General features: G+C 71.8%; 20 protein-coding genes and 2 pseudogenes. 14 read left to right on the forward strand and 8 right to left on the reverse strand.

Annotated elements, in window-relative coordinates:
- Positions 1-52 precede the first annotated feature (52 nt).
- Both ACWDD7_RS27500 and ACWDD7_RS27505 read right to left on the reverse strand, forming a co-directional pair.
- The gene (locus ACWDD7_RS27500) at positions 53-1321 is read right to left on the reverse strand and encodes a glucarate dehydratase family protein (protein WP_351871590.1); all 1269 of its coding nucleotides are present in this window, start codon (positions 1319-1321) and stop codon (positions 53-55) included.
- On the reverse strand, positions 1318-2238 hold the full coding sequence (locus ACWDD7_RS27505; RefSeq protein WP_450459449.1) for a 5-dehydro-4-deoxyglucarate dehydratase: 921 nt from the start codon (positions 2236-2238) through the stop codon (positions 1318-1320). Before ACWDD7_RS27505 ends, ACWDD7_RS27500 begins: the two co-directional genes overlap by 4 nt.
- A 165-nt stretch (positions 2239-2403) precedes the next feature.
- Here ACWDD7_RS27505 and ACWDD7_RS27510 point away from each other — a divergent pair, with 165 nt between their 5' ends.
- From ACWDD7_RS27510 to ACWDD7_RS27530, 5 genes and pseudogenes are all read left to right on the forward strand, one after another.
- On the forward strand, positions 2404-3204 hold the full coding sequence (locus ACWDD7_RS27510) for an NAD-dependent epimerase/dehydratase family protein (protein WP_450459391.1): 801 nt from the start codon (positions 2404-2406) through the stop codon (positions 3202-3204).
- Positions 3205-3277: 73 nt separating this feature from the next.
- A complete protein-coding gene (locus tag ACWDD7_RS27515; protein WP_450459392.1) occupies positions 3278-4783 on the forward strand; it encodes an aldehyde dehydrogenase (NADP(+)) in 1506 nt (501 codons plus the stop codon).
- Between the two features lie 217 nt (positions 4784-5000).
- Positions 5001-6011 (forward strand): DUF2804 domain-containing protein, encoded by a 1011-nt coding sequence (locus ACWDD7_RS27520; protein ID WP_450459393.1) that lies wholly within the window; start codon positions 5001-5003, stop codon positions 6009-6011.
- A gap of 102 nt (positions 6012-6113) precedes the next feature.
- Positions 6114-6208 (forward strand): annotated as a pseudogene (locus ACWDD7_RS27525).
- A gap of 159 nt (positions 6209-6367) precedes the next feature.
- Entirely contained in the window at positions 6368-6946 is a 579-nt protein-coding gene (locus ACWDD7_RS27530; protein WP_450459394.1) for a hypothetical protein, read from the forward strand.
- A gap of 31 nt (positions 6947-6977) precedes the next feature.
- On the opposite strand, the gene ACWDD7_RS27535 is transcribed toward ACWDD7_RS27530, so the two are convergent.
- A complete protein-coding gene (locus ACWDD7_RS27535; protein ID WP_450459455.1) occupies positions 6978-7178 on the reverse strand; it encodes a hypothetical protein in 201 nt (66 codons plus the stop codon).
- Between ACWDD7_RS27535 and ACWDD7_RS27540 the strand changes: the two genes are divergently transcribed.
- Positions 7147-7326: a helix-turn-helix domain-containing protein gene (locus ACWDD7_RS27540; RefSeq protein WP_450459395.1), complete on the forward strand. Its 180-nt coding sequence runs from the start codon at positions 7147-7149 to the stop codon at positions 7324-7326. The two genes, ACWDD7_RS27535 and ACWDD7_RS27540, sit on opposite strands and share 32 nt — an antisense overlap.
- 77 nt (positions 7327-7403) lie before the next feature.
- Here ACWDD7_RS27540 and ACWDD7_RS27545 read toward each other — a convergent pair whose 3' ends face one another.
- Positions 7404-10298, reverse strand: coding sequence for a helix-turn-helix transcriptional regulator (locus ACWDD7_RS27545; RefSeq protein WP_450459396.1), 2895 nt, complete (start codon positions 10296-10298; stop codon positions 7404-7406).
- 108 nt (positions 10299-10406) lie between these two features.
- On the opposite strand from ACWDD7_RS27545, the gene ACWDD7_RS27550 reads away from it, so the two are divergent.
- Together ACWDD7_RS27550 and ACWDD7_RS27555 are read left to right on the forward strand one after the other, a co-directional pair.
- Positions 10407-11600: an MFS transporter gene (locus tag ACWDD7_RS27550; RefSeq protein WP_450459397.1), complete on the forward strand. Its 1194-nt coding sequence runs from the start codon at positions 10407-10409 to the stop codon at positions 11598-11600.
- Entirely contained in the window at positions 11560-12930 is a 1371-nt protein-coding gene (locus tag ACWDD7_RS27555) for a M20/M25/M40 family metallo-hydrolase (protein WP_450459398.1), read from the forward strand. Before ACWDD7_RS27550 ends, ACWDD7_RS27555 begins: the two co-directional genes overlap by 41 nt.
- Positions 12931-13298: 368 nt before the next feature.
- On the opposite strand, the gene ACWDD7_RS27560 is transcribed toward ACWDD7_RS27555, so the two are convergent.
- The 3 genes from ACWDD7_RS27560 to ACWDD7_RS27570 all read right to left on the reverse strand — a co-directional run bounded on the left by ACWDD7_RS27560 (position 13299) and on the right by ACWDD7_RS27570 (position 17311).
- A complete protein-coding gene (locus ACWDD7_RS27560; RefSeq protein ID WP_450459399.1) occupies positions 13299-14852 on the reverse strand; it encodes a serine/threonine-protein kinase in 1554 nt (517 codons plus the stop codon).
- 628 nt (positions 14853-15480) lie between these two features.
- Positions 15481-16131, reverse strand: coding sequence for a hypothetical protein (locus ACWDD7_RS27565; RefSeq protein WP_450459400.1), 651 nt, complete (start codon positions 16129-16131; stop codon positions 15481-15483).
- A 217-nt stretch (positions 16132-16348) separates the two neighbouring features.
- A complete protein-coding gene (locus ACWDD7_RS27570; RefSeq protein WP_450459401.1) occupies positions 16349-17311 on the reverse strand; it encodes a helix-turn-helix domain-containing protein in 963 nt (320 codons plus the stop codon).
- A gap of 248 nt (positions 17312-17559) precedes the next feature.
- On the opposite strand from ACWDD7_RS27570, the gene ACWDD7_RS27575 reads away from it, so the two are divergent.
- Positions 17560-19035 (forward strand): MFS transporter, encoded by a 1476-nt coding sequence (locus tag ACWDD7_RS27575; RefSeq protein ID WP_450459402.1) that lies wholly within the window; start codon positions 17560-17562, stop codon positions 19033-19035.
- A 246-nt stretch (positions 19036-19281) separates the two neighbouring features.
- Here ACWDD7_RS27575 and ACWDD7_RS27580 read toward each other — a convergent pair whose 3' ends face one another.
- Complete coding sequence (locus ACWDD7_RS27580; RefSeq protein WP_450459403.1) at positions 19282-19962, reverse strand: adenosylcobinamide amidohydrolase; 681 nt, start codon at positions 19960-19962, stop codon at positions 19282-19284.
- Positions 19963-19984: 22 nt separating this feature from the next.
- On the opposite strand from ACWDD7_RS27580, the gene ACWDD7_RS27585 reads away from it, so the two are divergent.
- The 5 genes and pseudogenes from ACWDD7_RS27585 to katG all read left to right on the forward strand — a co-directional run bounded on the left by ACWDD7_RS27585 (position 19985) and on the right by katG (position 25291).
- Positions 19985-20314, forward strand: a complete 330-nt coding sequence (locus tag ACWDD7_RS27585) for a hypothetical protein (protein WP_450459404.1) — start codon at positions 19985-19987, stop codon at positions 20312-20314.
- A gap of 76 nt (positions 20315-20390) precedes the next feature.
- Entirely contained in the window at positions 20391-20948 is a 558-nt protein-coding gene (locus ACWDD7_RS27590; protein WP_450459405.1) for an RICIN domain-containing protein, read from the forward strand.
- Between the two features lie 55 nt (positions 20949-21003).
- Positions 21004-21453 (forward strand): annotated as a pseudogene (locus ACWDD7_RS27595) (nuclear transport factor 2 family protein); the annotation flags it as partial.
- A gap of 137 nt (positions 21454-21590) precedes the next feature.
- A complete protein-coding gene (locus tag ACWDD7_RS27600) occupies positions 21591-22988 on the forward strand; it encodes a LytTR family transcriptional regulator DNA-binding domain-containing protein (RefSeq protein ID WP_450459406.1) in 1398 nt (465 codons plus the stop codon).
- 107 nt (positions 22989-23095) lie between these two features.
- Positions 23096-25291 (forward strand): catalase/peroxidase HPI, encoded by a 2196-nt coding sequence (gene katG, locus ACWDD7_RS27605; protein WP_450459450.1) that lies wholly within the window; start codon positions 23096-23098, stop codon positions 25289-25291.
- Positions 25292-25461: the final 170 nt, after the last annotated feature.

A 25461-nucleotide genomic window follows, 5' to 3' on the forward strand; every position in this document is an offset into this window, starting at 1 on the left:
CCGGTGTCACCGACGGGGCACCACCGCTCTCACCACCCGGAGGCCGGGTGCCTCACCAGCGGGGGACCTTCTTCTCGTACGACGGGTCGATCCGCCGCATGTAACCGGTGTCGTCGCGGTTGCGCAGGCCGCAGGAGAGGTACTGCTCGTGCAGACGGGCCAGCGCGTCGCGGTCCAGCTCGACGCCGAGGCCGGGGGCGGTGGGCACGGCGACGGAGCCGTCGCGGAACTCCAGGACGCCGTCCACGACCACCTCCTCGCTCTTCCACGGCCAGTGGGTGTCGCAGGCGTACGTCAGGTTCGGCGTGGCCGCCGCCAGGTGGGTCATGGCGGCGAGGCTGATGCCCAGGTGCGAGTTGGAGTGCATGGACAGGCCCAGGTCGAACGTGTCGCAGATCCCGGCGAGCACCTTCGAGCGCTGCAGGCCGCCCCAGTAGTGGTGGTCGGAGAGTACGACCTGGACCGCGTCCAGGGCCACGGCGGGCTTGAGTTCGTCGAAGGCGACCACGCACATGTTGGTGGCGAGCGGCATGGGCGCCTCGCGGGCGACTTCGGCCATGCCCTGCTGCCCGGGCGTGGGGTCCTCCAGGTACTCGACGACGCCGTCCAGCTCGCGGGCGACCATCAGCGAGGTCTCCACCGTCCAGGCCGCGTTCGGGTCGAGCCGCAGCGGCCGGTCGGGGAAGGCCTCGCGCAGGGCGCGGACCGCCTCGATCTCCTCCTCGGGCCGGAAGACGCCGCCCTTGAGCTTGATGGCCGAGAAGCCGTACTCGTCGATCATGCGGCGGGCCTGCGCGACGATGCCCTCGGGGTCGAGCGCCTCGCCCCAGGAGTCGGGCTCGTCGCCCGGGTGCGCGGCCCACTTGTAGAACAGGTAGGCGCTGAAGGGCACTTCGTCCCGTACGGCGCCGCCGAGCAGGTCGGACACCGGCCGCCCGGCCGCCTTGCCCTGGATGTCCAGGCAGGCGACCTCGAACGGCGAGAAGACCCGGTCCACCGTGCTGCTGGTGGTGATCATGCCGGTGAGGCCGTGGCCGTCGCTGCCGGTGTCCCCGCCGAGCGCGGCGGCGACCGCGGCGTGCATCCGGCCGAGCCGGTGGACGTCCAGGCCCACGAGGGCGTCGGCGGCCTGCCGCAGCCGGCGCAGATGCCCCTCGTCGGCGTACGTCTCGCCGAGGCCGGTGATCCCCTGGTCCGTGTGGACCTCAAGGACGGCCCGCAGCGCGTACGGTTCGTGCACACCGACCGCGTTGAGCAGGGCCGGGTCGCGGAAGGCGACGGGGGTGACGGTGACGTCGGTGATGCGGATCGCGTCGCTCATCGGGCGGTGTCCTCCACGAGGGCCAGGCCCGCGTCGGTGATCCGGCGCAGGGCGTCGAGGTGCTCGGGGGCCGGGTCGACCAGCGGGGCGCGCACCCCGCCGACGTCCAGGCCCTGCTGCCGCACGCCGGCCTTGACCAGCGAGACGGCGTAGCCCGGGACCAGATCGCGCAGCGCCACAAGCGGGTGGAAGAACTCCCGTTGCAGCCGCTCCACCTTGGCCGCGTCCCCCTTCTCGACCGCCTGGTAGAAGGCGTTGGAGATCTCGGGGGCGAAGCAGAAGACGGCGGAGGAGTACAGGTCGACGCCGATGCCGCGGTAGGCCGGGACGGTCACCTCGGCGGTGGGCATGCCGTTGAAGAACTGGAACTCCTTGCCGGTGCCCGCGAGTTCGTGCCGCACGGCGGTCACGATGCGGGAGAGCCGGTCGAGGTCGCCGACGCCGTCCTTGAAGCCGACCACCTTCTCGTGGCGGGCCAGCTCGGCGGCGGTGGCGGCGTCGAAGCGGGCGTTGGAGCGGTTGTAGACGATGAGCGGCAGGTCGCTCGACTCGGCGACCTCGCGGGTGTAGGCGGCGAGTCCGGCCGCCGGGGCCTGGACCAGGTAGGGCGGCAGCAGGAGCAGGCCGTCGGCGCCCGCCTCCTGGGCGATGCGCGCGTACCGGCGGGCCAGCGGCAGGGGGCCGCCGGTGCCGGCGTACACCGGGACGCGGCCGGCCACGGTGCGCACCGCGGTGCGCACCGCCTCGCCGTACTCGTCGGGGCTCAGGGCGTGGAACTCGCCCGTACCACAGGCGACGAAGACTCCTCCGGGGCCGGCGGCCAAGCCGCGGCGCAGATGCTCGGCGAGCACCTCCCCGTCGACCTGTCCGGACGCCGTGAAGGGCGTCACCGGAAAGAACAGCACGCCGTCGAACATGGGCACTTGGCACTCCTCCGTCGTCTACATATGCTGTCTACATATGCAGACAGGCTCCACATTTGCGAACTTGCCTTCGAACTGTAAGACTCGCCCCGGAGCACGGTCAAGACGGCCCGGGAGCCGCCCGGCCGCCGCACCACCGCTACGGAGGAGATGAGGCGAGTGAGCCAGCGCATCGTGATCACCGGGGCCGCGGGAGGGGTCGGCAGTCTGCTCCGTCCCCGGCTGGCCCGTGCGGGACGGACCCTGCGACTGCTCGACGTGGCGCCGGTGCCCGGCGCGGCCGAGGGCGAGGACGTGGAGACCGTACGGCTGTCGGTGACGGATCTGCCGGCGATGCGCGAGGCGCTCACCGGAGCCGACGCGGTGATCCACCTCGGCGGGCTCAGTGTCGAGGGGCCGTGGGACGAGATCCTCGACATCAACATCAACGGCACCCGTACGGTCCTGGAGGCGGCCCGCCGGGCCGGGGTGCCCCGAGTGATCATCGCCAGCAGCAGTCACGCGGTGGGCTTCCACCCGCGGGGCAGGGGCGAGGCTCCCGACTACCTCTTCCCCCGCCCCGACACCTACTACGGCGTGAGCAAGGTGGCCGCCGAGGCCCTGGGCAGCCTCTACCACGACCGCTACGGCCTGGACGTGGTCTGCGTCCGCATCGGCGGCTGCTTCGAACGTCCCATCGCCACCCGTCAGTTGGCCACCTGGCTCTCCCCCGACGACTGCGCCCGTCTGATGGAGGCGCTCATCGCCGCGCCCTCCCCCGGCTTCCGAGTCGTGTGGGGCGTCTCGGACAACACCCGCCGCTGGTTCTCGCTGGACGAGGCACGCGCCCTCGGCTACGAGCCCCAGGACGACGCCGAACGCTTCGCCGGCGAACTCGCGGACCACCACGACCCGCTGGACGAGATCTACCTGGGCGGCGCCTTCTGCTCGCCGGAGCTCGACGCGGCCGCGGACGACTGACGCCAGGCGCCCGGCTCCCTCAACTCCCACGCGGTTTCCCCCGACCGCCCCGTTCGACCCGGAGGTTCGACCGATGACCGACACCACGTCCGCCCCGCTGCGGGGCGTCAGCCCGCGTACCGGCGAGCCGGTCGGCGACCCGGTCCCCGTGTCCGGCGCGCGGGACGTCGACGCCGCGGTCCGCGCCGCTGCCCGGGCCTTCCCCGTCTGGTCCGCGCTGCCCGCCGCCGACCGGGCCAGGGCCCTGGAGGCCGCCGCCGACGCGCTGGACGCGGCCCGCGACGGACTCGTGGCCGTCGCCGACGCGGAGACCGCGCTCGGCGTGGCCCGGCTGACCGGCGAGGTAGGCCGCACCAGTGGCCAACTGCGCCTCTTCGCCGAGGTGCTGCGGGACGGCGGCCATGTGCAGGCCGTCCTCACCCCGGCCGATCCGGCCGCCGGCCGTCCCGACATCCGCCGGATGCGGCAGGCGATCGGCCCGGTGGCGGTGTTCAGCGCGTCCAACTTCCCCTTCGCCTTCTCCGTGGCGGGCGGCGACACGGCCTCGGCCCTGGCGGCCGGCTGCCCGGTGGTCGTCAAGGCACACGAGGGGCACCCGGCGACCTCGGCCGCGGTCGCGCGCATCGTCACCGAGGCGCTGCGCGGCGCCGGCGCCCCCGAGGGCGTCCTCGGCCTCGTCACCGGATTCGAGGCGGGTGTCGCGCTGGTGAACCACCCCGCCGTCAAGGCCGTCGGCTTCACCGGCTCGCGGGCCGGCGGCCGTGCGCTGTACGACCTCGCCGCCGCCCGCCCCGAGCCGATCCCGTTCTACGGCGAACTCGGCAGCGTCAACCCGGTGGTGGTCCTGCCGGGCGCCGCGGCCGACCGCGCCGAGGAGATCGCCGAGGGGTACGCGCAGTCGCTCACCCTGGGCACCGGCCAGTTCTGCACCAACCCCGGTCTGCTGTTCGTCCCCGAGGAGGGCCCGCTGGCGGACGCGGTCGCCATCGCGGTCGGCGCCTCGGCCACCGGCGCGATGCTGACGTCCCGGATCCGGGACGGTTACCGGGCCCGGGTCGCCGCACTGGACGAGGTCGCGGGCCTCGCCCCGCTGGCCTCCGGGAGCGCGGGCGGCGACTCCTTCGCGGTGGCGCCGCGCGTCTGGCGGCTGTCCCTGAAGTCCTTCGCGGAACAGCTGGACACCCTCGCCGAGGAATGCTTCGGCCCGGCCGGCCTGGTGGTGACGTACCCGGACGTGGCCTCCCTGGCCGAGGTGCTGGCCGTCCTGCCGGGCAGCCTCACCGGCTCGGTGCACGCCACGGCCGGCGACGCACCGGCGGCCACCCGGGTGGCGACGGCCCTGCGACACCGCGTGGGCCGCCTCGTCCACAACGGCTGGCCGACCGGCGTCGCCGTGTGCTGGGCCATGCACCACGGCGGCCCCTGGCCCTCGACGACGGCCCCGCTGCACACCTCGGTGGGCGCCGGCTCGATCGACCGCTGGCTCGTCCCGATCGCCTACCAGGACTGGCCGGACGACCTGCTCCCGCCGGAACTCCAGGACACGAACCCGCTGGGCATCCCGCGCCGCGTGGGCTGACCCACCCGCCGGGACAGGCCGAGTTCGAGGATCCGCGGAAGGTGTCCGCGGCGCCGCCGAACGTCATCGTGACGGCCGGGCGCCGTGGTCGCGAAGGGCTGTGGGCGAGGCGCCGAGGGAGCACGCGGGACGTACGCTTGCAGCTGGTGCGGCGCACTCGCGGCTGCTGCTGACAGGCTGTTGACCCGTGGCGACGCCGCGGGCAAAACTACCCGCCATGTCCACCCCTCAACGCCTTGTCCAGGACGGTGTCCGCCACTGGGGCCGGCTGCCGGACCGACCCGCTGTCGCCAACCCCCTCGACGTGTACGCCGGCTTCACCCGTCGTGTGAAGAGCCTGCGGCTGAAGGAGTGGGTCGGCTTCACGCTGCTGCATCCTGACTGGTACTCCTCCCTGATCATCCAGGACGCGCACTACCTGGCCAGTTCCGAGATCTACGCCTACGACCGGACGCGCGGCGCGCTCCACCAGCACGCGGCCAACGCGTCCGGCGGCAGCCCCACGCTGCCCGCCGAGCTTCTGGAGAGCGCCTGCCGCTTCGAGCGCGACGGCTACCGGATCACCTGCTCCTTCTCCCGCGCGTCCGCGCGGCACCGGATCGAACTCGACATCGCGGCGACGCCGAAGGCCCCGGCCATCCACGGTCACCTCAGCCTCGACGCCATGGCGGCCACCGCTCCCCTCTCCGTCAGCTCCCGGCTGCCGAGGGGGAGCATGTACACCCACAAGGCCGCTTTCCCCGTCTCCGGCGTGCTCCGCGTCGGGGATGCCGAGATCGCCTTCGACCCCGCCCGCGACCTGGCGATCCTCGACGAGCACCGCTCGCTGCTCCCGTACCGGACCGACTGGCTCTGGGGCACCTTCGCGGCCTTGACGGACGCCGGCCCGGTCGTCGGGGCCAACTTCGCGGCCCGGCCCGCGTTGCCCGGCGAGCCGGAGGAGTCCTGTCTGTGGACCCCGAACAGGTGCGAGCCACTCGGCGACGTGGTCTTCGAGCCCGCGTCGGCCGATCCGTCGGCCCCCTGGCACATCGCCTCCCAGGACGGCCGCATCGACGTCGTCTTCGAGCCGGAGGGCCGCAAGCAGGTGAAGCACAACCTCGGACTCTTCGCGGTCGACTACTTCCAGCTCTTCGGGCGCTACCGTGGTGTGCTCCGCGGCGCCGAGGGCGACATCGGGATCGAGGACGTCCACGGGGTCTGCGAAAGCATGAAGGCCCGCCTGTAGACCGTGCGGCACCGCGTCAGGCACACGTCAGCCGCCCGTCAGACGGTCCTGCCACTCTTGTTCACGTGAACGGGGCCCGGGGAGACCGGGAGCCGGGAACGAGGAGAGGTGCCCGGAGCGGTTGATCGGGGACCAGCGAGCACGTCTCGAGGTCGGACCCTTGAGGGTCCACGCAGGTTCGAATCCTGCCCTCTCCGCGGCGCGACCCCGGGCTCACTCCTGGTGGTCCCCTGTGGACAAGGTGTTGACGCGCAGGTACCTCGATCAGGTGGGATACCTGCCAGGTTGCCGGAAACAGCCTGGTCACCTGCTTTCCTCTTGATCCTGACCGTCCACAGAGGAATGAGGACCCACGGATGAAGCGTCTCGCTGTCTGCGTCGCCGCGACGGCCTCGGCCATCGCTCTCGCTGCCGGGCCGACCGCGGCAACGCCCTCCCCGGGCAGGCACGGAGAAGCCGCCCGGCACCACGCGCCCGCGAGGCCGGCGAGCGAGTCGGCTCGGCTGGCCCGTTCCATCCTGAACACGAAGGGCATCACCTACGCCAGTGCGCACGTGGGCGGCACCGACAAGGCGTCCCTCCCGAAGCAGAACCTGGTCGATGTCTCCCATGGGCGCCCGGCCAGGACCAGCCCGTGGGGTCACAAGAAGGGTGCCCGGGTGGCGCTCGACACGCGGATGCTCAACGGTGTCCTGAAGCTCAACACCCAGTACCACTACAGGTTCGAGATCTCCGAGTTCGTCGGCGGAGAGCACAGCAGCACCTCCAAGCACTACGCGGGCCGCGCGGTCGACGTGACCTGGATCAACGGCCGTCACGTGGGCAAGAAGGCCGATCACCGCGGGTTCATGAACGCGTGCCGCAAGCTCGGCGCCACGCTGGTCCTCGGCCCCGGCGACAAGGGCCACAGCACCCACGTCCACTGCCAGTGGTAGCCCGGACATCGCGCTGAGCCGGCCGCCGCCGTCAGCGCCCCGACAGCGGCTCGGGTCGGTCCCGGTCGCGCCGCTCGGGCGGGGCAGCGGCCTGGGCCGGGTACTCGACGTCGTCCAGGAGGTCGCTCCTGCGGTCGTCGTCCAAGGCCCAGGCCGCGGCGACGCGTACCGCCTCGCGGTGGCCGGGCGGGTGCTCCGCCGTGCGTCCATGGGAGATCGCCGGGACAGGCACTCGCGCCGGGGCAGCCCAGCGGATCAAGGACGGCGCGATCCCCGAGCGGGTCGCCGCTGAACTCGGTATCAGCCGCTCCACGCTGTACCGGGAGCTCCGCAAGCACCGCGAGAGTGTCGCCGTTCTTCGGGTCACACCAGAGGGTTGATTGGCTCCTCAGAGCCCTCATGGGTGGGATGGAGGGGGTGGGCTGTGCTGGGCCATTCGTACGCCGATCCATGATCGTCATTCTGGTGGGACAAGTCCGAGGCGGTAGGCGGCGGTGGCGGCCTGGACTCGGCTGGAGACGCCGAGCTTGGCGAGGATGTTGGAGACATGGACGCTGGCTGTCTTGGTGGAGATGTACAGCTCCTCTGCGATCTCTCGGTTGGTGCGGCCGTTAGCGACCAGGTGGAGCACCTCGTGCTCACGGGGGGTGAGCCCGTGGTGCTGGCCTGAAGAGCGGTGTTCATGTGGAGGGGAGTTCAGCGGAAGCCTAGCCAGCCTGGCCAGCTGCTCGATGTCTGTCAGCAGGCCGCGGGCGCCGAGCAGATCGGCGTTGTGGCGGGCGGTTCGAAGACGGTCGGCCGCCGTTTGCCGGTCGCTGGCCTCGGCCGCTGCCTCCGCTGCTCGCAGGAGCGCCAGGCCTTGTTGATAGGGCTGGTGTAGCTCGCCCCAGGCGGTCGCGCAGCGGTCCCAGGCCGACGGCTGGGATGATCCGCGGACTCGTGCGGTTTCGGCGGTGAAGGTCAATTGCTGCGCTTGTTGGACCGGCCCGATGACGGGAAGCTCGGCGGCGAGCTCGCACAGAGCGGCCGGCAGCGTGGGGCTCGCGTGGGCGACTCGCGCACCGAGGACGAGCAGCGGCCACAGGTAGCGGGGAGTTGATATGACCTCGTTCCTGGCCAGGATTTGCTCCACATTCGCGACGGCTTGTGCTTCGTTGCCCTTGGCGAGTGCCAGTTCCGATGCGAGGCAGATCAGCGGGAGGAGGTCTTGGGCGTCGGAAGTTCCCCAGCTGAAGACGCCGTTGGCGAAGTCGGCAGCGGATTCGGCCAGCGAGAGATCGCCTCGGGCCAATGCGATCGAGCCGCGCAGGACCAGGAGATAGGCGCGGAAGCTGGGGGCGGGGGCGAGTTCGAGTGAATGGTCGAGAATCTCGGTCGCTTCGTCCCACTGCCCTCTCGCGATCAGGGCCTCGGCCACGTTGGCGGCGTGCGTGGGCCCGAAAGTGCGCAACAGTCCGGCACGGCTCGCCGCGGTCAGACCTTGCCGCGCTGATTCTGCAGCCTGCTCGTACCGACCGGCTCCCTGGAGCACGTCGGCCTCGCAGCGGAACGCGTGCATCAACGCGGCAGGATCATGGATGCTTTGTGCTTTTGCCCGTGCCTGGGCCAGGTGTGGCAGCTGTCGGTCCAGGTCGCCGGTACGGGCCCGCGCGTAGGCCAGGTTGGTCGAGGCGATCACCTCGGCCCGGATGTCGCCGGCAGCGTGCGCCGCCCGGATCGCCTCTGTGGCGATGGCGATTCCTTCTTCGCCACACGGCATGGTGAGCAGGCGATGAGTCAAGGTGTTCAGGACGTTGGGCCGGTCCGGGTGTTGTGGTGGCATGATCCGCGCCGCTGTCCGCAGGTCATCGACGGCGCCGGGCTGTCCCAGGGCCTGACGCAGCTCTCCTCGGTGGCGGAGCAGCTGCGCGGCGCGCCCTGGATTGTCGGCAGGATCGACGTCGGCGAGTGCAGTGGCTATCAGTGTCATGCCATGACCACCTTCGCCGGACAGCATCGCCGCCTGGATGGCCTTGTCCAGCGCGGACCTTCGGTCGATCCCGAGCCGACGTGCCACGTCGGGGGCCTGATCCCACAGGTCCAGGACTGTCTCCAGTATGCGCGACTGTTCGGTGTAGGCCAGTGATGCCTCGGCGCTCTCGGCAGCGTCCCACGCGGCAGCGAATGCTCGTTGCGGGTGTTGCTCGGCCACGGCGTGCCAATGATGGGCCAGCTCAAGTGCGCCACGGCCGGGGGGAGCAAGGTGGGGATAGCGCTGCAACGCCTCGCCGTACCGTACGTGCAGGACAGAGCGTTCACCGGGAAGCAGCTCCCCCTCGATGACCTCCCGGATCAGTGCGTGTCGGAAGACATAGCTGTCGCCTTCGACAACCAGCAGGTTCGATGCCACGGCGGGCCGCAGCGCGGTGGACAATGCCAGGTCGCCGAGGCCGGTGACCTCGGCGAGCAGCGCATGACCAACGCGCACGCCGCCGACAGCGGCGGCACGGACCACGCTCTGGGTCTGCTCTGCGAGTCGCTCCAGTGGTGCGACCAGTAGATCGCGGATCGAAGACGGCAGTGGCTCGCCCGGTTCGGCACCACAGGTCAGCAGTGCCTCCACCAGCAGTGGATTGCCTTCGCTTCGCCGGTAGATCGTTTCGCTCAGCTCAGGAGTTGGCGGATGTCCGAGCAAGCCACGCAGTTGCGTGGTGACCTCGCTCTTGGTCAGTCTGCCGAGGTCGATTCGCTGTGCCCACGCCATGCGCTCCATCTCGGCGAGCAGCCGGCGCACCGTTTGCGCCGGGGCCAGTCGGTCGCTGCGGTAGGTCACCACTGCCAGCACATCGGGAACGGACTGCTCGTTGCGGATGATGAACGTGAGCAGGTCCAAGCTGGACCGATCCGCCCAGTGAACATCCTCGACGACAAGGAGCACCGGTGCGCGTTGTCCGAGGGCCTGCAGTAGCGCAAGGAACTGTTCGAACAGGCGAGCGCGGGCAAGGTCGGTCTCGTCCGCGGAGTGCGGGCGGCTCAGGCTGGGCAGCAGCCGTCCGAGCTCGCCCGTCTCACCGTTCGGCAGCAGCTGGCGGACTTCTTCTACACCGATCGTGCGGACCAGCTCACGCAACATCGCGGTGAAGGGGGCGAAAGGCAGGCCGGTCTCACCTATCTCCAGGCATGCGCCGGTGAGTTGCCAGGTTGAAGCCGGCAGCTGTGCCGCGAACTCGCTGACCAGCCGGGACTTGCCCACGCCGGCCTCTCCAGCGATCAGTATGGCGGACGGCTGGCCGCCGCCAGCGCGTTGGAATGCGTCGGTGAGGGCGGACAGCTCTTCCTCTCGCCCCGCCAAGACAGCGCTGGTCGTAGCCATGCCTCCAGTCTTTCAGATCGCTGTAAGCACTCGCGGTGAGGATCTAAGGCGCTCGCATAAGGCAGTCGTACGATGCGGGCCGCCCCCGGCCGGGGCGAGTCTCGTGCCGTGACCGTCTCCGATACCGGCCCGTCGAGCACGATGGCCTCCCGGTCGATCGCCAGCCGCCAGATGATCTTGCTCTTGCTTGTGTCATTCGGCTCGTTCATCGGCTTCTACCTGCTGCTCTCGGTCGTTCCTCTGTATGCCGCCGCGGGTGGGGCTGGTGCGAGTGGTGCCGGCTCCGCAACCGGCGCCATGATGCTTGCCACCGTCCTGATGGAGTTGGCGGTAGCCCGTCTGGTGGCGAGATTCGGCTACCGGACGGTGGCATCAGCAGGCCTGCTGATGCTCGCCGCCTCGGCGGCCGCACTCACCCTCTCTGAGCGAATGCCGCTGATACTCACCGTGTGCCTGCTCCGTGGAGCGGGCCTGGCGATCGTGGCCGTGGTCGGCCCCGCACTGACCGCCGAACTGGTGCCCCCCGAGCGTCGAGGTGAAGGACTCGGCCTGTATGGCGTGGTGGTCGGTGTACCTGCCGTGATCGGCCTGCCACTGGGTGTGTGGCTCAGCGGCCACCTCGGCTTTCACCTCGTCTTCCTGATCAGCGCGGGAGTATCTGTTGCCACCCTGGTCGCCGCGCTCGGCCTGCCGGCTCAGCGGGGACGCAGCGAACGTCATGGCGGGATGCTGGGCGGCCTTCGCGGCAGTGGGCTCGTCCGGCCTGCGGTGATCTTCGCCGCCTTCACGGTGGTAGCCGGCGTGGTGGAGACCTTCTTGTCGCTGGCCATGCCCGCCACAGTCCGCGCGTGGGTTCCCCTCGCTCTCCTGGCGCAGACCGCCGTCACCCCCTTCGCACGCTGGGGGGCAGGACGCCTGGGCGACCGCCGGGGCTCTGGGCCTCTGCTGGTCCCCGCGGTGCTCACCGCAGCCATCGGCACGGCGGGGCTTGTGTGGGTGGCAAGCCCGTTCGCGGTGATCGTGGGGATGGCGCTGTTCGGGATCGGGTTCGGTATCGGCCAGAACGCGACCCTGGCGCTGATGTTGGAGCGCGTCTCACCGACCGAGTTCGGCAAGGCCAGTGCGCTATGGAACCTCGCCTATGACGGCGGTTTCGGCATCGGAGCCGTCGGATTCGGCCTGCTGACCGCGCCGGTGGGCTACCCGACCGGATTCGCCGTGACCGCACTGGTACTCATCGCCGCGATCGCCCCCGCATGGCGTGATCGCACAGCAGGAAGGGAAGCCAACCATGCATCATGACCTTCGCCAGGCTGTGTGCCGGGTGCTGCCTGCCGTCCGGGCAGACCTCGAAGCACTGGTCCGGATCCCCTCGGTCAGCGCCGACCCCGACTCCTTCGACGAGGTGCGCCGCTCCGCCGAGATGACAGCCTGCCTGTTCCGGAACACCGGCTCCCCGCAGGTCGAGATCCTGGATGACATCGAAGGCGGCCGGCCCGCAGTTCTCGCACGCTATGCCGCCCCGCCCGGTCAACCCACCGCATTGCTGTACGCCCACCATGACGTGCAGCCCGCCGGCGATCTCGCAGGGTGGTCCAGCCCGCCCTTCCAGCCGACCGAACGCGACGGGCGTTTGTACGGCCGCGGCACCGCCGACGACAAGGCCGGCATCGCCGCGCACCTCGCCGCGCTGCGCGCCTACTCCGGCCGACCGCCCATCGGCGTGACCGTGCTCGTCGAAGGTGAGGAAGAAATCGGATCACCGAACCTCAGCACGTTCCTCGACCGCCACAAGGACAAACTCAACGCCGACATCATCGTGCTCGCTGACGCCGACAACCTGACCACCGGCACGCCCTGCCTGACCACCGGCCTGCGCGGGATCGCCGCCTGCGTGGTAGAACTGCGCGCCCTGCAGCGCGGCGTGCACTCCGGCATCTACGGCGGAGCCGCCCCGGACGCACTGACCGCGTTGTGCCGACTCCTCGCCACGCTCCACGACGAGCAGGGCAACGTCGCCGTCGAAGGCCTCGGCACCGCGACGGCACCCGCCGACAGCCTCTCCGAGACCGGATTCCGAGCCGAGGCAGGTCTCCTCGACGGCGTTCACCTCCTCGGACGCGGCAGCATCAGCGAGCGGCTCTGGGCCAGGCCAGCGGCCACCGTACTCGCGATCGACGCCACCCCCGTGGACACCGCGTCCAATACGCTCACCCCCACGGCCAGAGCGAAGGTCGGGCTACGGGTCGCACCAGGCGACGATGCAGTCATGGCAAGACGAGCCCTCGCCCGCCATCTGCGGCACCACACGCCCTGGGGACTGCACGTCACCGTCACCGAGGGCGAGTCCGGACAACCATTCCTCGTCGACGCGCAAGGCCCGGCATTCGACGCCGCCCGCAAGGCCTACCGCCAGGCATACGACAAAGATGTCCTCGACATCGGCTCCGGCGCCTCCATCCCCTTCATCGCCGCGTTCGCCCACGCCTACCCCGACGCGGCAATCCTGATCGCCTCCGCCGGAGCCGACGGCGACTCCCGCGCACACAGCGAGAACGAAAGCCTGCACCTGGCCGACTTCGAACGCGCCTGCCTCGCCGAGACCCTGCTCCTCACCGAACTCAGACAATGACCGCGGCCCGGCGAACTGCCCGACAGTGCACGGCGGTTTGCCGAGTCGATCTCGTGGGAGATGCCGCTCATGGGCCCGGACCGCGGCCCCTGGCCTCCCGCCTCCCGCCTCCCGCCTCCCGCCTCCCGCCTCCCGCCTCCCGCCTCCCGATCATGCGGCCTACAGTGATCCAGCGCCATTAACCCTTCGATGACACGAACTCGCGTCCGTCGAGGACCTGACTCCCTGGAGGGACCCGCCCCCGTCCCACGGACATCACGGGGGTTCCCGGCCATGCCTGCCCCCGCCGGCCTGGACGTACTCGACCGGCCGGCGGGTGAGTACGTCGCGGACCGGGCCGTCCGGCACTTCCCGGCGGCACGTGGCGATCAGCGAGAGGAACGCGGAGAACCGGTTCTCGTCGTCATGCTCAGCGGTGTTCCGGCAAGCCCCGATGCCGAACCCACCCGGCGCGTCGTGATCTCGCGCGTGCAGAAAAGCGCGATGGCCGCCACGCCCACGGCGAGGGGAACCCATTGCGGCGAGACGAACCAGACGTACTGGAAACCGAACCGATGACCGGACAGCATCGTCGTTGCCGTGCCGACCACCGCGGCGGCGTTGACGCCGACGAGGGCGTAGCCGATTCCGCGCGTCCGGCGTCCCGTCCGGGGGGTGAGGGCCGCGGCCACGGTCAGGAGGCCCGCCAGCGTGAGCGTGGAGACCCCGCCGACGGACAGCCAGTAGCCCCAGTCGATCACACCGACGGATGCGTCGTCGGCGACGGCGGCGGCGACCACCGTGGCGTAGACGCAGAAAAGGAGCGTCGGGGGGAGGAACCGGAGCGGCAGAGCCATGCGTGCCTGCCAACGGGGTCGCGCCTGCACGGCGAACCATACGATCAGCCCGCCGGTGGCCACGGCGACCGCGCCGGCGCCGCTGGCCACGTCGCGACCGTCGTCGACTCCGTCGATATTGACCATGGTCACCGTGGCGGCCACCAGCGTGACGAGGAACCAGACCGCAACCGCGATCCAGGACCGCCCCACAACGGGCTTCCTGACGGGGCCACCGGGGGACGGCGACGGCCAGGCCTCTGTCAGCAGCGCGGTGTCCGTCGGCGCGGGCTCGGGCGCGTCCGAGAGCCCCCGCAGGGCCTGGGCGGCGTCGGCGGCGCTCGCGTACCGCTCGGCGGGATCCTTGCGCAGGAGCCTGAGCAGGAGAGCGTCCCAGGCCTCCGGCACACCCGCGGCCACGGAACTGGGCGCGGGTGGTTGCTGGCTCAGGTGCGCCGTCAGATAGCCGACGCTGTCCGGGGCCTGGAACGGCAGCCTGCCGGTCACCAGCTCGAAGAGCAGGCAGCCCAGCGCGTACAGATCGCTTCTCGGCTCCGGGTAGCCGCGTGCCTGCTCCGGTGCCATGTACGGGGGCGTGCCCACGATGAACCCGGTCTGGGTGAGCCGGTCCGCGGTCGCGTAGGGATCGGCGGCGCGTGCGACACCGAAGTCGAGGACCTTCACCGTTCCGGCGGATGTGACGAGGATGTTGGACGGTTTGATGTCCCTGTGCATGATGCCCTGGGCGTGTGCGTCACCCAACGCGTCACAGATCTGAGCACCCCACCGGGCCGCCTCAGCCAGGTCGACGGGGCCTTCCCGGAGCTTGGCATCGAGCCCTTCCCCGCGCACCAACTCCATGACCAGAAAGGGCGCGGTGCCTCGCTGCGTACCGCTCTCGCCGAGATCGTGGACGGTCACGACGTACGGATGCTGGAGCCGGGCCGTGATCCGCGCTTCGCGCAGAAAGCGCGCGCGAGCCTCATCCCCACGGCTTCCGCCGCCGGCGAGGAGGGAGATCACCTTGACAGCCACCTGCCGGTCCAGCGTCTCGTCCCGTGCCTCCCAGACCTCGCCCATGCCGCCCTCGCCGAGCTGCCGGACCAACCGGTACCGGCCTCCCAGAAGTTGGCCCTCCACCGCGTCCTCCCGTCGTGGACTCACCTGTGCGTCCGCGCCCCCAGCACCTCGATCATGGCACTCGGCGCAGAGCGCCACCCACAACATCCGAGATTCGGAGGGCGCTGTCAGGTCCTCCCCCGTTGGGTGCCGCCCTTCACGCGCGCCCGGCCACAGAATGGGCGGGAGCATCTGGTAAGTACCCGGAGCGTGTGGCTCCGACGACGTCGGCCCCTTTCCCGCGTGCCGGGCCGCAGCCCTCGGGGCGGGCGCACCTGACCGAGCCCGTTCTGCACACCGCACCCAACGGACGGTCCCCTGGGGCTGCGACGTGGTGACGTACTTGCCTGCCGCGGCGGCCTCTTCGCCACCGGCGCGGTCGGGGCACGGGCCGCCACCGGATCGCCGACCGCCTCGACATCACCGGCGCCCGCCAGGGCCTTCACGGAGAGGAGGCCCTACCGCGCCTGCGTGCCGTCCTCTCCAACGGATACTTCGACTCCTGCCGGCGCTACTACGCCGCCCGCGCACACGAACACCTCGACCCCGCACACGCCAGGGGAAATACACGGCCACCGCCTGATCCCGGCGGCTCGCAACCAGCCGCACGCCGACCCTACTCGCGGCGACGGCGGCCGAGGGCGCGGGCGAGTTCGCCGACCGGTGCCAGCGCGTGTCCGCCATCGCCCGCGCACCACCACACGACCTCGCGCTCCCGCTCCGAGCCGTGGACGCCGAGGTCATGCCGGGGGCACACCGGCCAGACCTGCCAGGTCCGTTCGAGCAGGCTCTCCTGGATCAGGATCGCCAGGCCGGTCAGTGCGGTGGTCGGGTCGTCGCACATGTTCGGCAGGACGGGGCCGCCCCAGGTGAGCCGTTCGCCGTCGGCAAGGCGGACACCGGCTCCCACCGGGAACCAGTCCTCCAGAATCTCGATCTCCGGTTCGCCCTCGATCCCGCGTGTGGGCAGGTCGCGGGCCACGATTCGCAGCGCGGCGCGCAACGTCTCCAAACGCTCGGGAGCGAGGTCGAAGCCGGGATCGAAGCCGATGTCGTCCAGGATGCGCCGGGCCAGGGCAGTCATCTCCGCCGGCGACACCTCGGCCGGGTTCCGCTCGACGACCTCCACGATGGCGTCGGTGTAATGGAAACCGTCGAGCAGTTCGCAGGCGAGGGCGACGACGTCCTGTGGGTCGAGGTCGCCCTCGCGCAGGCCGAGGTAGACCCTTCGCTCCGACTGTTCGTCATCCGCTTCGTACTCAGCCATGGCGTCGCTCACCGGTCCAGTATCCCGAGGCGGCGCGGTTCCCCGCCGCACGGTTTCTCGGCAGTGCCCGCCGGAGTCGTGCGGTGCTGCGGTCGGCCCGAGCCATCCCGTTCGCGTCCCGAATCGGGTAGCCGAGTAGCCCAGGATCGACCAGGGCGTCCTGCGGGAGGCGTTCGCAGAAGTGTCGCGGTCCGAGCGCGCGCCGACCGCCCGCCGGTCAGCCGCTGCCGATGCCGGGCCCGCCGGACGCACCGCGGCGGGCGCTGAACGCCTCCGCCCCGGAGGAATCGCCGGCCGGTACGGGAGTCCGCGGGTCGCTCACCGCGGGGCGCGCCCCGGATTCCAGGCGGAGCATGGCTTCCTCGTCGGCGGTGCCGGGGGCGGCCTGGTAGACGACCATCCGCTGGCCGCCGGTCCGGGCCAGTCGCATGACCTCGTAGGTCAGGGTCATAAGTCCCACCCCGGGGTGCCGGAAGTTCTTCTGGCCGCCGCCGCGCTCGCAGACGTCGTACCGCTCCCACAGACGTGCGAACTCGTTTGATTTCAGAACCAGTTCACCGACGAGGGTGGTCAGTTCGGGGTCGTCCGGGTCGGCGCCGGCGACGGCCCGGAGATGGGCCACCGAGAGGGCGACGGTGTCCTCCCAGGGTTCGTAGAGCGTCCTGCCCACCGGGTGGAGAAAGAGGTAGCGGGTCAGATTGCGCTGTTCCTCCGGCCAGTCCCAGAGGCCGGGCAGCAGCCGTCGGCCCGGTGGGTTCGCGGCCAGGACGCGGTTGTACCGGCTCACGATGTAGGCAGGCAGCGGGCGCACCGAGTCCAGCATGCGCAGCACCGAGTCGCGCACGGTGTGGTCCGCACAGGCCGGCAGCTCGGAGGTCCGCCCCGCGGCCAACTCCGCCAGTTCGTGGAGACGCTCGTAGGCGTCGCCGCGCAGACGCAGGGCGCGGCCGAGGGCGTCGACGACGGCGGCCGAGGGATTGGTCTCGCGGCCGCGTTCGAGGCGGATGTAGTAGTCCACGCTCACGCCGGCCAGCGCGGCCAGCTCCTCACGGCGGAGCCCGGGTGTGCGGCGCAGGCCCGCGCCGGCCGGGAGGCCGACGTCCTCCGGGCGTATCTGCGCCCTGCGGGCCTTCAGGTATCTGCCGAGTTCGGTGCCCCGCACGTCTGTTGTCGCTGCCATTCGGTCGATTGTGGCAGGTCCGCAAGGGCGTTGGGGGGCCGTGTCAGGGCCAGGAACGCCGCACCCCGGGTTCGGCGCGGTCTGCCGCGCCGGGGCGCGTGAGCGCAGAGTTGATCAGGAGCGGGCGGCCCGGCGGCGCGGGCCCAGGGGGTGCGTGACACCGGACCGCGGTCCCGTTGTCCGTGGCCGCCCGCCCTTTCGTCCCTGACGGACACCGTCGACCGTGCCTGATCGTCCAGGAGGCCAGCATGCCGGGCACCCCTTCCCCCTCACCGTCCGCCGCGCCCGCCCGGGTACGCGAGCCCGAGCGGCCCGCGCGGAGGGTACGGCGACGCCGGCCGGACCGGGCCCGACCAGCGGCGGACGTCGACACCGCCGCCCCGTCCCGGCGGGCAGGTGTCGCGCTGGTCGCCTCGCTGCTCGGGTTCACCGTGATCACCATCGACGTGTCGGCCGTGAACATCGCGCTGCCCGCGATCCGGGCGTCCCTCGACGGCGGGATGGCCGGGCTCCAGTGGGTGGTGGACGCGTACACGCTGATGTTCGCCGCCCTGATGCTCTCCGCCGGTGCCATCGCCGACCGTGCGGGCGCACGGCGCGCCTACGCCTGGGGCGTGGCCCTGTTCACCCTGGCCTCCCTCGGCTGCGCGCTGGCGCCGGGCATCGGTGTGCTGGTCGCCGCGCGGGTGGCACAGGGCGGGGCGGCCGCGGTCGTGATGCCGGCCTCGCTCGCCCTGATCCGGCAGGCCCACGAGGACAGCAGGGAGCGTGCGCGGGCCATCGCGCTGTGGACCGTCGGGGGTTCGGTGGCGATGGCCGCGGGCCCGGTGCTGGGCGGGCTGCTCACCGAGTGGGCCGGCTGGCGGGCGGTCTTTCTGCTCAACCTCCCGGTGGGCGCGGTGATCCTCGGCCTGCTGGTCCGGGTGCCGCGCTCGCCCCGGCGGCCCGCCGCGCTGGACGGCGCCGGTCAGTTGACGGCCGTCCTGGCCCTGGCCGGGCTGGCCGTCGCGGTGATCGAGGGCGGTCACCTGGGCTGGACCAGCCTCCCCGTGCTGGCCGCGGCCGCGCTCGCCGTCGTCTCGGGGTTCGTGTTCCGCCTCGTGGAGTCCCGGCACCGTCAGCCCATGATCCCGCCCGCGCTGCTGAGGGACCGCCGGGTGGCCGTCCCGCTCGCCGTCGGCTTCGCCGTCAACGCCGCCTTCTACGGCGGGATCTTCCTGCTCGGGCTGTACTACCAGCAGTTGCGGGGCATGTCGGCGACAGCGGCGGGGTTGATGTTCGTGCCGATGTCGGCGGTGGTGACCGCGACGAACCTGGTCTCGCCGCGGCTCGCCGAGCGGACCGGGCGGCGGCCGGTGATCGTCGTCGGCCAACTGGTCTTCACCGTCGCGATGCTGGCCATGCTGCCGCTGGCCGCGGGCACCCCGGTGTGGCTGGTGCTGGTCCTGCTGCTGCCGCTGAGCATGGGCGGGGCGGTCGCGGTGCCCGCGCTGACCGCGCTGCTGATCGACGCGGTCCCGGCGGAGCGCGCGGGAACCGTGTCGGGGCTGCTCAACTCCCTCCGCCAACTGGGCGGTGCCCTCGCGGTCGCCCTGTTCGGCAGCCTGCTGTCCGGCGCCGGCGACGGCTTCTCCCTCCCCGGTATGCGCGTCGGCCTTCTGGCCGTCGCCGCACTGCTCCTCGTGACCACCGTCCTCTCGCGACTGCTCCTGCCGCGCGAATGACACCCCGTTCGCGGTCCCGCCGACCGGTGGCAACCGCGGTGACGTCACCCGGTGTTCGGCCGACGACGCAGCAGGACCGGTCCCACCGCGCAGCCGCGTCGGACCCGGCGGGCACAGCACCCCCCGGTCGGGCAGTGGTTCGCGGCCGGGACACCGGAACCGCCGGGCCCCCGCCACGCAGGAGTTCGATCCGGGTGCGGCGCAGCCCGGCCCCGGCTGGATGGACACGGCGGTCGAGCCGGCGGGTCAGCGTCCGCCCGCCGCCGCGGCGCACACCGCGGAGTGGACCGCGCGGGCCAGGCGGGCGCCCCACAGGGAACGGGGGCCGGCGAAGGCCGCTGGTTCCTCGCCCGGTCGGGGGGTGCGGGCGGCGACGCAGATCGCGTCGGTGGGGGTGCCTGAGCAGTCGTAGCCGGAGTCGAGAAGGGCCTGGACCTTGGCCTCGGTAGCGGTCGTTGCCGCGTTGACCAGGGCGGCGTCGGTGAGGGCGGCGGGGAAGACGGCGATGATGTTGATGGTGCCGGGGGCGGGCGGCGCGGGTGTGCCTGGCGTGGGGGTGGCGGCCCAGCCGTGGACACCGAGGCCCGCGGTGACCACCGCCTCGACGCCGCCGTCCAGCGCGTGGCCGTGGCGGAGGACGTCGGCGGCCGTCATCAGGCCCACGCCCGGCCCTTGTGCTCCGGCGTCGTGGGCGAGGCTCGCGAGGTGGTCCCCGGGGTCGGTGCGGCTGTAGCCGTGCGGAACCTGGGCGTTGAGGACCCAGGAGCGCTCGCCGATGCCGCCGCCGAGGACCGCGCTGCTGATCATCCGCCAGCCGGCACCCGCCCGCCAGAGCAGGGCCGACAGCTGCTCGTCGCACTCGACGCGGGTCAGCGTCTCCAGCGGAAGGACGCCGACGGCGGCGCGGGACGGCGGGGCAACGATCACTGAGCGGGACTCCTCCGGGCGGATGACGCTGATGATCGTACCGAGCGCACTTCAGTGCTTCGAGTACGCGCAGGAGGACCTGTGCACGAGCCAGGACCGCGCCTGCCAGTGGACCGAGATGAGTCGGCGCATCGACCACACCGCATTCCGCCGCATTCCGGGCGTCACCCATGGGTGTGATCGTCTTTCGGTCGTCGCACGGGCGGGCGGTCCGGCGGACCTCTCACTGCCGCAACGTTTTTGCCCGCGCGGCGGAAGACGCCATCGGCGTCGCACGCGGCACCCCTGGAGCGCCGGTTTGCGCCATATCCACCGTTTACCCGGCATTGCCGCCCTCTCTCCGCGACCGTGAGCACACGGTCGGCAACCGACGTCACAGCCGAGTCCGTCGTCGGGCCAGCCGGAAGATCCGTGCTCGAAGGAGAACGATGTCCAAGCACCACCTCGCCCGCGCCGCCCTGTGCGCGGCGGCCGCCACCACGCTCGTCGGCGCCCTCGCCGGCTCCGCCTCCGCCGCGGACCGCACCGACCAGGACCTGGTCAACAAGTCGGACGGCAGCCGCCTTGCGCTCCTCGGCAACGCCACCGGGGAGGGCACCACCGCCATCACCCTGCGGGACCCTGGCTGGCGGTACGGCACCGAGGCCTGGGACGAGGTCGACGGCAGGTGGGAGAGCGCGGGCTACACCCTCACGTTCAAGAACCGCGCCGCCGGCAAGTGCCTCCAGCCGTCCTCCGCCACGCCCGCCCGGGGCACCACCATCGTCGTACGCAACTGCGACGGCTCGGATCTGCAACGGTGGGTCCTGCGTCCCGAGTACGACAACAACTCCCGCTGGTGGCTGTGGCAGCCCAAGGTGGACACCAAGCTGGCCGTGGCTCTGAACCGCTACAACGACGGCAGTTGGGACACCCTGCACCTCGACACGGCGTACCCCAGCGACGACAGGCTGTGGCGGATCACCCCCAACGACAGCAGCTGGTGAGGGATGTCGGGGTGCTCGCGCGCACCGGCGGCGAGCACCCCGTCAGGACCTGGAGTCCGAGACCCCGGCGCGCGGCGCGGACGGTCCGGCCCACACCGGCACCCCCGTCCCCCTTGAGGCCGACACCGCCGTCACCGCCACGGTCCCCGCCGTGGACGACGCCGTGCTCGAACCGCTCCGCGCGTACATCCGCGGGCCCGCCACCGGAGCCCCCGCCCACTTCCGTGACGCGTTCCTGCCCACCGCGCACATCGAGGGAATCCGGGACGGCGTATTCGTCTCCTGGCGACTGGACGAGTACTGCGCTCTCTTCCCTGGCCGACCGGCCCCGGACGAGCCGACCCGGTCCCGCGGTGTCGGCGCCGTCGACGTCCACGGCGGCGTGGCGACCGCGACCATGACGCTCCGGCACGGCACGGACACGTTCACGGACGTCTTCCTGCTGGTCCGCGTCGACGGCGGATGGCGCATCGCCAACAAGGTCTGTCACCGGCACGCCGCCTGATGAAGCCCGTGCCTGGCGCCTCGTCCCGAGGGGGCGTGCGCGCGGCCGCGCGGGTATCTAGGGTGTGTCGTACACGGGTTTGCGGGGGAAACGATGGAACCCACGTGCCGGGGATGGACCGAGGGTGGTTCTGAACCATGAGGGATGTATCTCGGCCGGCCGAGCCGATGTCGGCGGATCCCGGGGACTGCGCCGTGCTCGCGGCGTGGGAGCGGTTCGTCCGGGGGGAGGACCGGGTGCCGGGGGTCCGGCCCCTGGTGGCGGTCTCCTGGCATCGCTGCCGGGAGCAGTACCGGGTCGATCCGCATCTCGCCGAGGCCCCGGTGGCCGTCGCGCAGCCGAGTCATCCGCCGGAGCACGACGTCGTCTTCGCCGAGCTGGGGTTCCGGGCGGCCACGGTGGCGCACGAGGTCGGCGGGATCGGTGGTGTCGTCACGGTCACCGACGCCTCCGGCCGGATCCTCGCCGAGTGGGGTGACCAGGCGACGCTGGCGAGGGCGTACGAGTCCCGGCTGGCCCCCTGGTTCTGCTGGTCGGAGTCCGCGGCCGGGACGAACGGCATGGGGACGGCGCTGGAAGCGCACGGACCGGTGCCGATCAGTGGTCCGGAGCACTGGTGCCAGGCGTTCCACGACTGGGGCTGTGCGGGCATCGCGGTGCGTGACGTGGTGACCAGGGAACCGATCGCGGTCCTCGGCATCTGCTGCTGGCACAGCCGGCTTCCCGCGGCCGCGGCGAGCTGGCTCGCGCACGCGGCCGTCATGGCCCAGCACCCGCTCAAGCGGCGCGCCCGGGACAGCGGAGCCGAACTGGTCGCCGCCTACACCCTGGCCAGGAGGCACTCGCGCGCGCCGCTGGCCGCGCTGGACACCGCGGGCCGGGTGGTGATCGCCGACGACCTGGCGGGCGTGCTCCTCGGCGTCCCGGCCTCCACCCCGGCGATCGACCCGACGCTGCGCTGGAACCCCGGCCTGCCGGAACTGATCGCGGCCTCCCGGCACGCCACCGGGCAGGCGGCGCACGATCCCGCCTGGGTCGGTTCGACGCAGATCTACGGCCACCCCTGCGACGAGCCGACGTCGATCAGCATCCGGCCGGTCTTCTCCTCCGGGCATCTGATCGGGAACCTGGTCTCGTTCGGTGCCTCCGACGGGGCCCGGGTGCCCGGGGCGGAGGACCCCGTGCGTCCCGCGGTGCGGCCGCGCCGGCTGGTGGCGGTGCACGGCAACCGGATGGTGCTGCTGCGGCCCGCCGAGGTCTCCTCCGCCGAGTCGCGGGGCAACGACGTGTGGCTCCGCACCGATCAGGGACGCCTGCGAGCCGCCTGTCCGAGTCTGGACAAGCTCGACGGTGAGCTGGCGGACGACGGCTTCCTGCGGGTGCACCGGCGGTACGTGGTCAACCTCGGGCGGGTCCGGGAGGTCGAGCGCGGACTCAAGGGCGAGCTGTCCCTGGTCATGGACGACGGGACGAAGGAGACGGTGCCGGTGTCCCGGCGGAACGCGGCGGCCGTACGCCGCGCGCTGGGCATCTGACGTCCACCGGCAACCGCCCATGTTCCGGGAAGGAGGTCCCCGTGTCGGACACTCGGGACGCCGTCGCGGGCGAGAGGAGCGTGACGAGTGCGGGCCGCGGTCTCGGACTGTCCGCCGCGGCCGGGGCGCGCAACGGCCCGGGCGGCGGCATGCGCAACCGCGACTGGTGGCCGAACCGGCTCGACCTCTCGGTCCTGCGCAAACACCCCGCCACGGCCGACCCGATGGGCGAGGACTTCGACTACGCCGCGGAGTTCGCCACCCTCGACCTCGACGCCCTCGCGCGCGACGTCGACGCGGTGCTGACGACCTCGCAGCCCTGGTGGCCCGCCGACTACGGGCACTACGGGCCGCTCGTGCTCCGGATGGTGTGGCACTGCGCCGGGACGTACCGCGTCGGCGACGGCCGCGGCGGCGCGAGCTGCGGCATGCAGCGCTTCGCGCCGGTGAACAGCTGGCCCGACAACCGCAATCTCGACAAGGCGCGCCGGCTGCTGTGGCCGGTGAAGAAGAAGTACGGACGGAAGATCTCCTGGCCCGACCTGATGGTCTTCGCGGGCAACCGCGCCCTGGAGTCGATGGGTTTCCGCACCTTCGGCTTCGCGGGCGGCCGGGCGGAGATCTGGGAGTCCGACGAGGACGTGTACTGGGGCCCCGAGCGGGTCTGGCTCGGCGACGAACGCCACGGCGGCGTACGGGAGCTGGAGCGGCCGCTGGCCGCCGCGCAGATGGGCCTCATCTACGTCAATCCGGAGGGCCCGAACACCGTCCCGGACCCGCTGACCTCGGCGCGGGACATCCGCGAGACGTTCCGGCGCATGGGGATGGACGACGAGGAGACCGTCGCGCTGATCGCGGGCGGCCACACCTTCGGCAAGACCCATGGCGCGGCCGACCCGGAGGCCTGGCTCGGACCCGAGCCCGAGGGCGCCCCGCTCGACCAGCAGGGCCTGGGCTGGCGGAGCGGCTACGGCACCGGAATGGCCGGTGACGCCATCTCCAGCGGCCTCGAAGGCACGTGGACGCCGACCCCGACCCGCTGGGACAACAGCTTCTTCGAGACCTTGTTCGGCTACGAGTGGGAGCTGGAGCTGAGCCCCGGCGGCCTGTGGCAGTGGATCCCCAAGGACGGCGCCGGGGCCGGTACCGTGCCGGACGCCCACGACCCGGCCGCGACGCACGCCCCGACCATCCTGACGACGGACCTCGCGCTGCGTCTCGACCCGGTCTACGAGCCGATCGCACGGCGCTTCCTGGAGCATCCGGACCAGCTCGCGGATGCCTTCGCCCGGGTGTGGTTCAAGCTGACGCACCTCGACATGGGCCCGATCCAGCGGTACCTCGGGCCGCTGGTCCCCCGCGAGCGGCTGCTGTGGCAGGACCGGGTCCCGGCCGTGGACCACCCGCTCGTCGACGCGGCGGACATCGCCGCGCTCAAGAGCCGGATCCTCGCCTCCGGGCTGTCGATCGGCCGGCTCGTCTCGACGGCGTGGGCGTCGGCCTCGACGTTCCGGGTCAGCGACAAGCGGGGCGGGGCGAACGGCGCCCGCATACGGCTCGCGCCGCAGCGGGACTGGGAGGTCAACGAGCCCGACGCGCTGGCCCGGACGCTGACCACCCTGGAGGGGATCCGGGAATCGTTCGACAGCGCGCAGAGCGGGGGCAAGCGGGTCTCGCTGGCCGACCTCGTCGTGCTCGGCGGGGCCGCCGCCGTCGAGCGGGCCGCCGGGCGCGCGGGCCACGACGTCCGGGTGCCCTTCGTGCCGGGACGTACGGACGCCCCGCAGGAGTGGACCGACGTGGCGTCCTTCGCCGCGCTGGAACCGGCCGCGGACGGGTTCCGCAACTACCTCGGCAAGGGCGGCCCCCGCCTGCCCGCCGAGCATCTGCTGATCGACCGGGCGAACCTGCTGAACCTCAGCGCGCCCGAGACGACCGTCCTGGTGGGCGGCCTGCGGGTGCTGGGCGCCAACCACCGGCAGTCGCCGCTGGGCGTCTTCACCTCGGCGCCGGAGTCGCTGACCAACGACTTCTTCGTGAACCTGCTCGACGTGGACACGACGTGGGAGCCGGTCACTCCCGGCGCGCGGACCTTCGAGGGCCGCGACCGCGCGACCGGAGCGCTCAAGTGGACCGGCAGCCGCGTCGACCTGGTCTTCGGCTCGGACTCCGAGCTGCGCGTGGTGGCGGAGGTCTACGCGAGCGACGACGCGCGGGAGAAGTTCGTACGGGACTTCGTCGCCGCGTGGGACAAGGTCATGAACCTCGACCGCTACGACCTCTGCCGGTCCCAGCGGTCGTAGGAAGCGAACGAGCGGTAGCGATGAGCGGGTGAACGGCAGGCGCCGGCCCGGACTCCCGGTCGCCCTTGTCCGGGTGATCCGTCCGGCGTAGCGTGTTTACGGAAGAATATTTCCATTCTTTTTCGGCGTGATTCGTTCGAGGCGCAGTAAAACGCACAGAAAAGAAGGAG

The organism is Streptomyces sp. NPDC001056, assembly GCF_053598955.1.

What these genes read in the sequence shown, in the direction of transcription:
- ACWDD7_RS27590 (WP_450459405.1), top strand. Translation starts at nt 20,391, where the DNA reads ATGTCCAAGCACCACCTCGCCCGCGCCGCCCTGTGCGCGGCGGCCGCC.
- ACWDD7_RS27570 (WP_450459401.1), bottom strand. Translation starts at nt 17,311, where the DNA reads ATGGCAGCGACAACAGACGTGCGGGGCACCGAACTCGGCAGATACCTG.
- ACWDD7_RS27575 (WP_450459402.1), top strand. Translation starts at nt 17,560, where the DNA reads ATGCCGGGCACCCCTTCCCCCTCACCGTCCGCCGCGCCCGCCCGGGTA.
- ACWDD7_RS27520 (WP_450459393.1), top strand. Translation starts at nt 5,001, where the DNA reads ATGTCCACCCCTCAACGCCTTGTCCAGGACGGTGTCCGCCACTGGGGC.
- ACWDD7_RS27530 (WP_450459394.1), top strand. Translation starts at nt 6,368, where the DNA reads ATGAAGCGTCTCGCTGTCTGCGTCGCCGCGACGGCCTCGGCCATCGCT.
- ACWDD7_RS27500 (WP_351871590.1), bottom strand. Translation starts at nt 1,321, where the DNA reads ATGAGCGACGCGATCCGCATCACCGACGTCACCGTCACCCCCGTCGCC.
- ACWDD7_RS27545 (WP_450459396.1), bottom strand. Translation starts at nt 10,298, where the DNA reads ATGGCTACGACCAGCGCTGTCTTGGCGGGGCGAGAGGAAGAGCTGTCC.
- ACWDD7_RS27515 (WP_450459392.1), top strand. Translation starts at nt 3,278, where the DNA reads ATGACCGACACCACGTCCGCCCCGCTGCGGGGCGTCAGCCCGCGTACC.
- ACWDD7_RS27585 (WP_450459404.1), top strand. Translation starts at nt 19,985, where the DNA reads ATGACGCTGATGATCGTACCGAGCGCACTTCAGTGCTTCGAGTACGCG.
- ACWDD7_RS27600 (WP_450459406.1), top strand. Translation starts at nt 21,591, where the DNA reads ATGAGGGATGTATCTCGGCCGGCCGAGCCGATGTCGGCGGATCCCGGG.
- ACWDD7_RS27505 (WP_450459449.1), bottom strand. Translation starts at nt 2,238, where the DNA reads ATGTTCGACGGCGTGCTGTTCTTTCCGGTGACGCCCTTCACGGCGTCC.
- ACWDD7_RS27565 (WP_450459400.1), bottom strand. Translation starts at nt 16,131, where the DNA reads ATGGCTGAGTACGAAGCGGATGACGAACAGTCGGAGCGAAGGGTCTAC.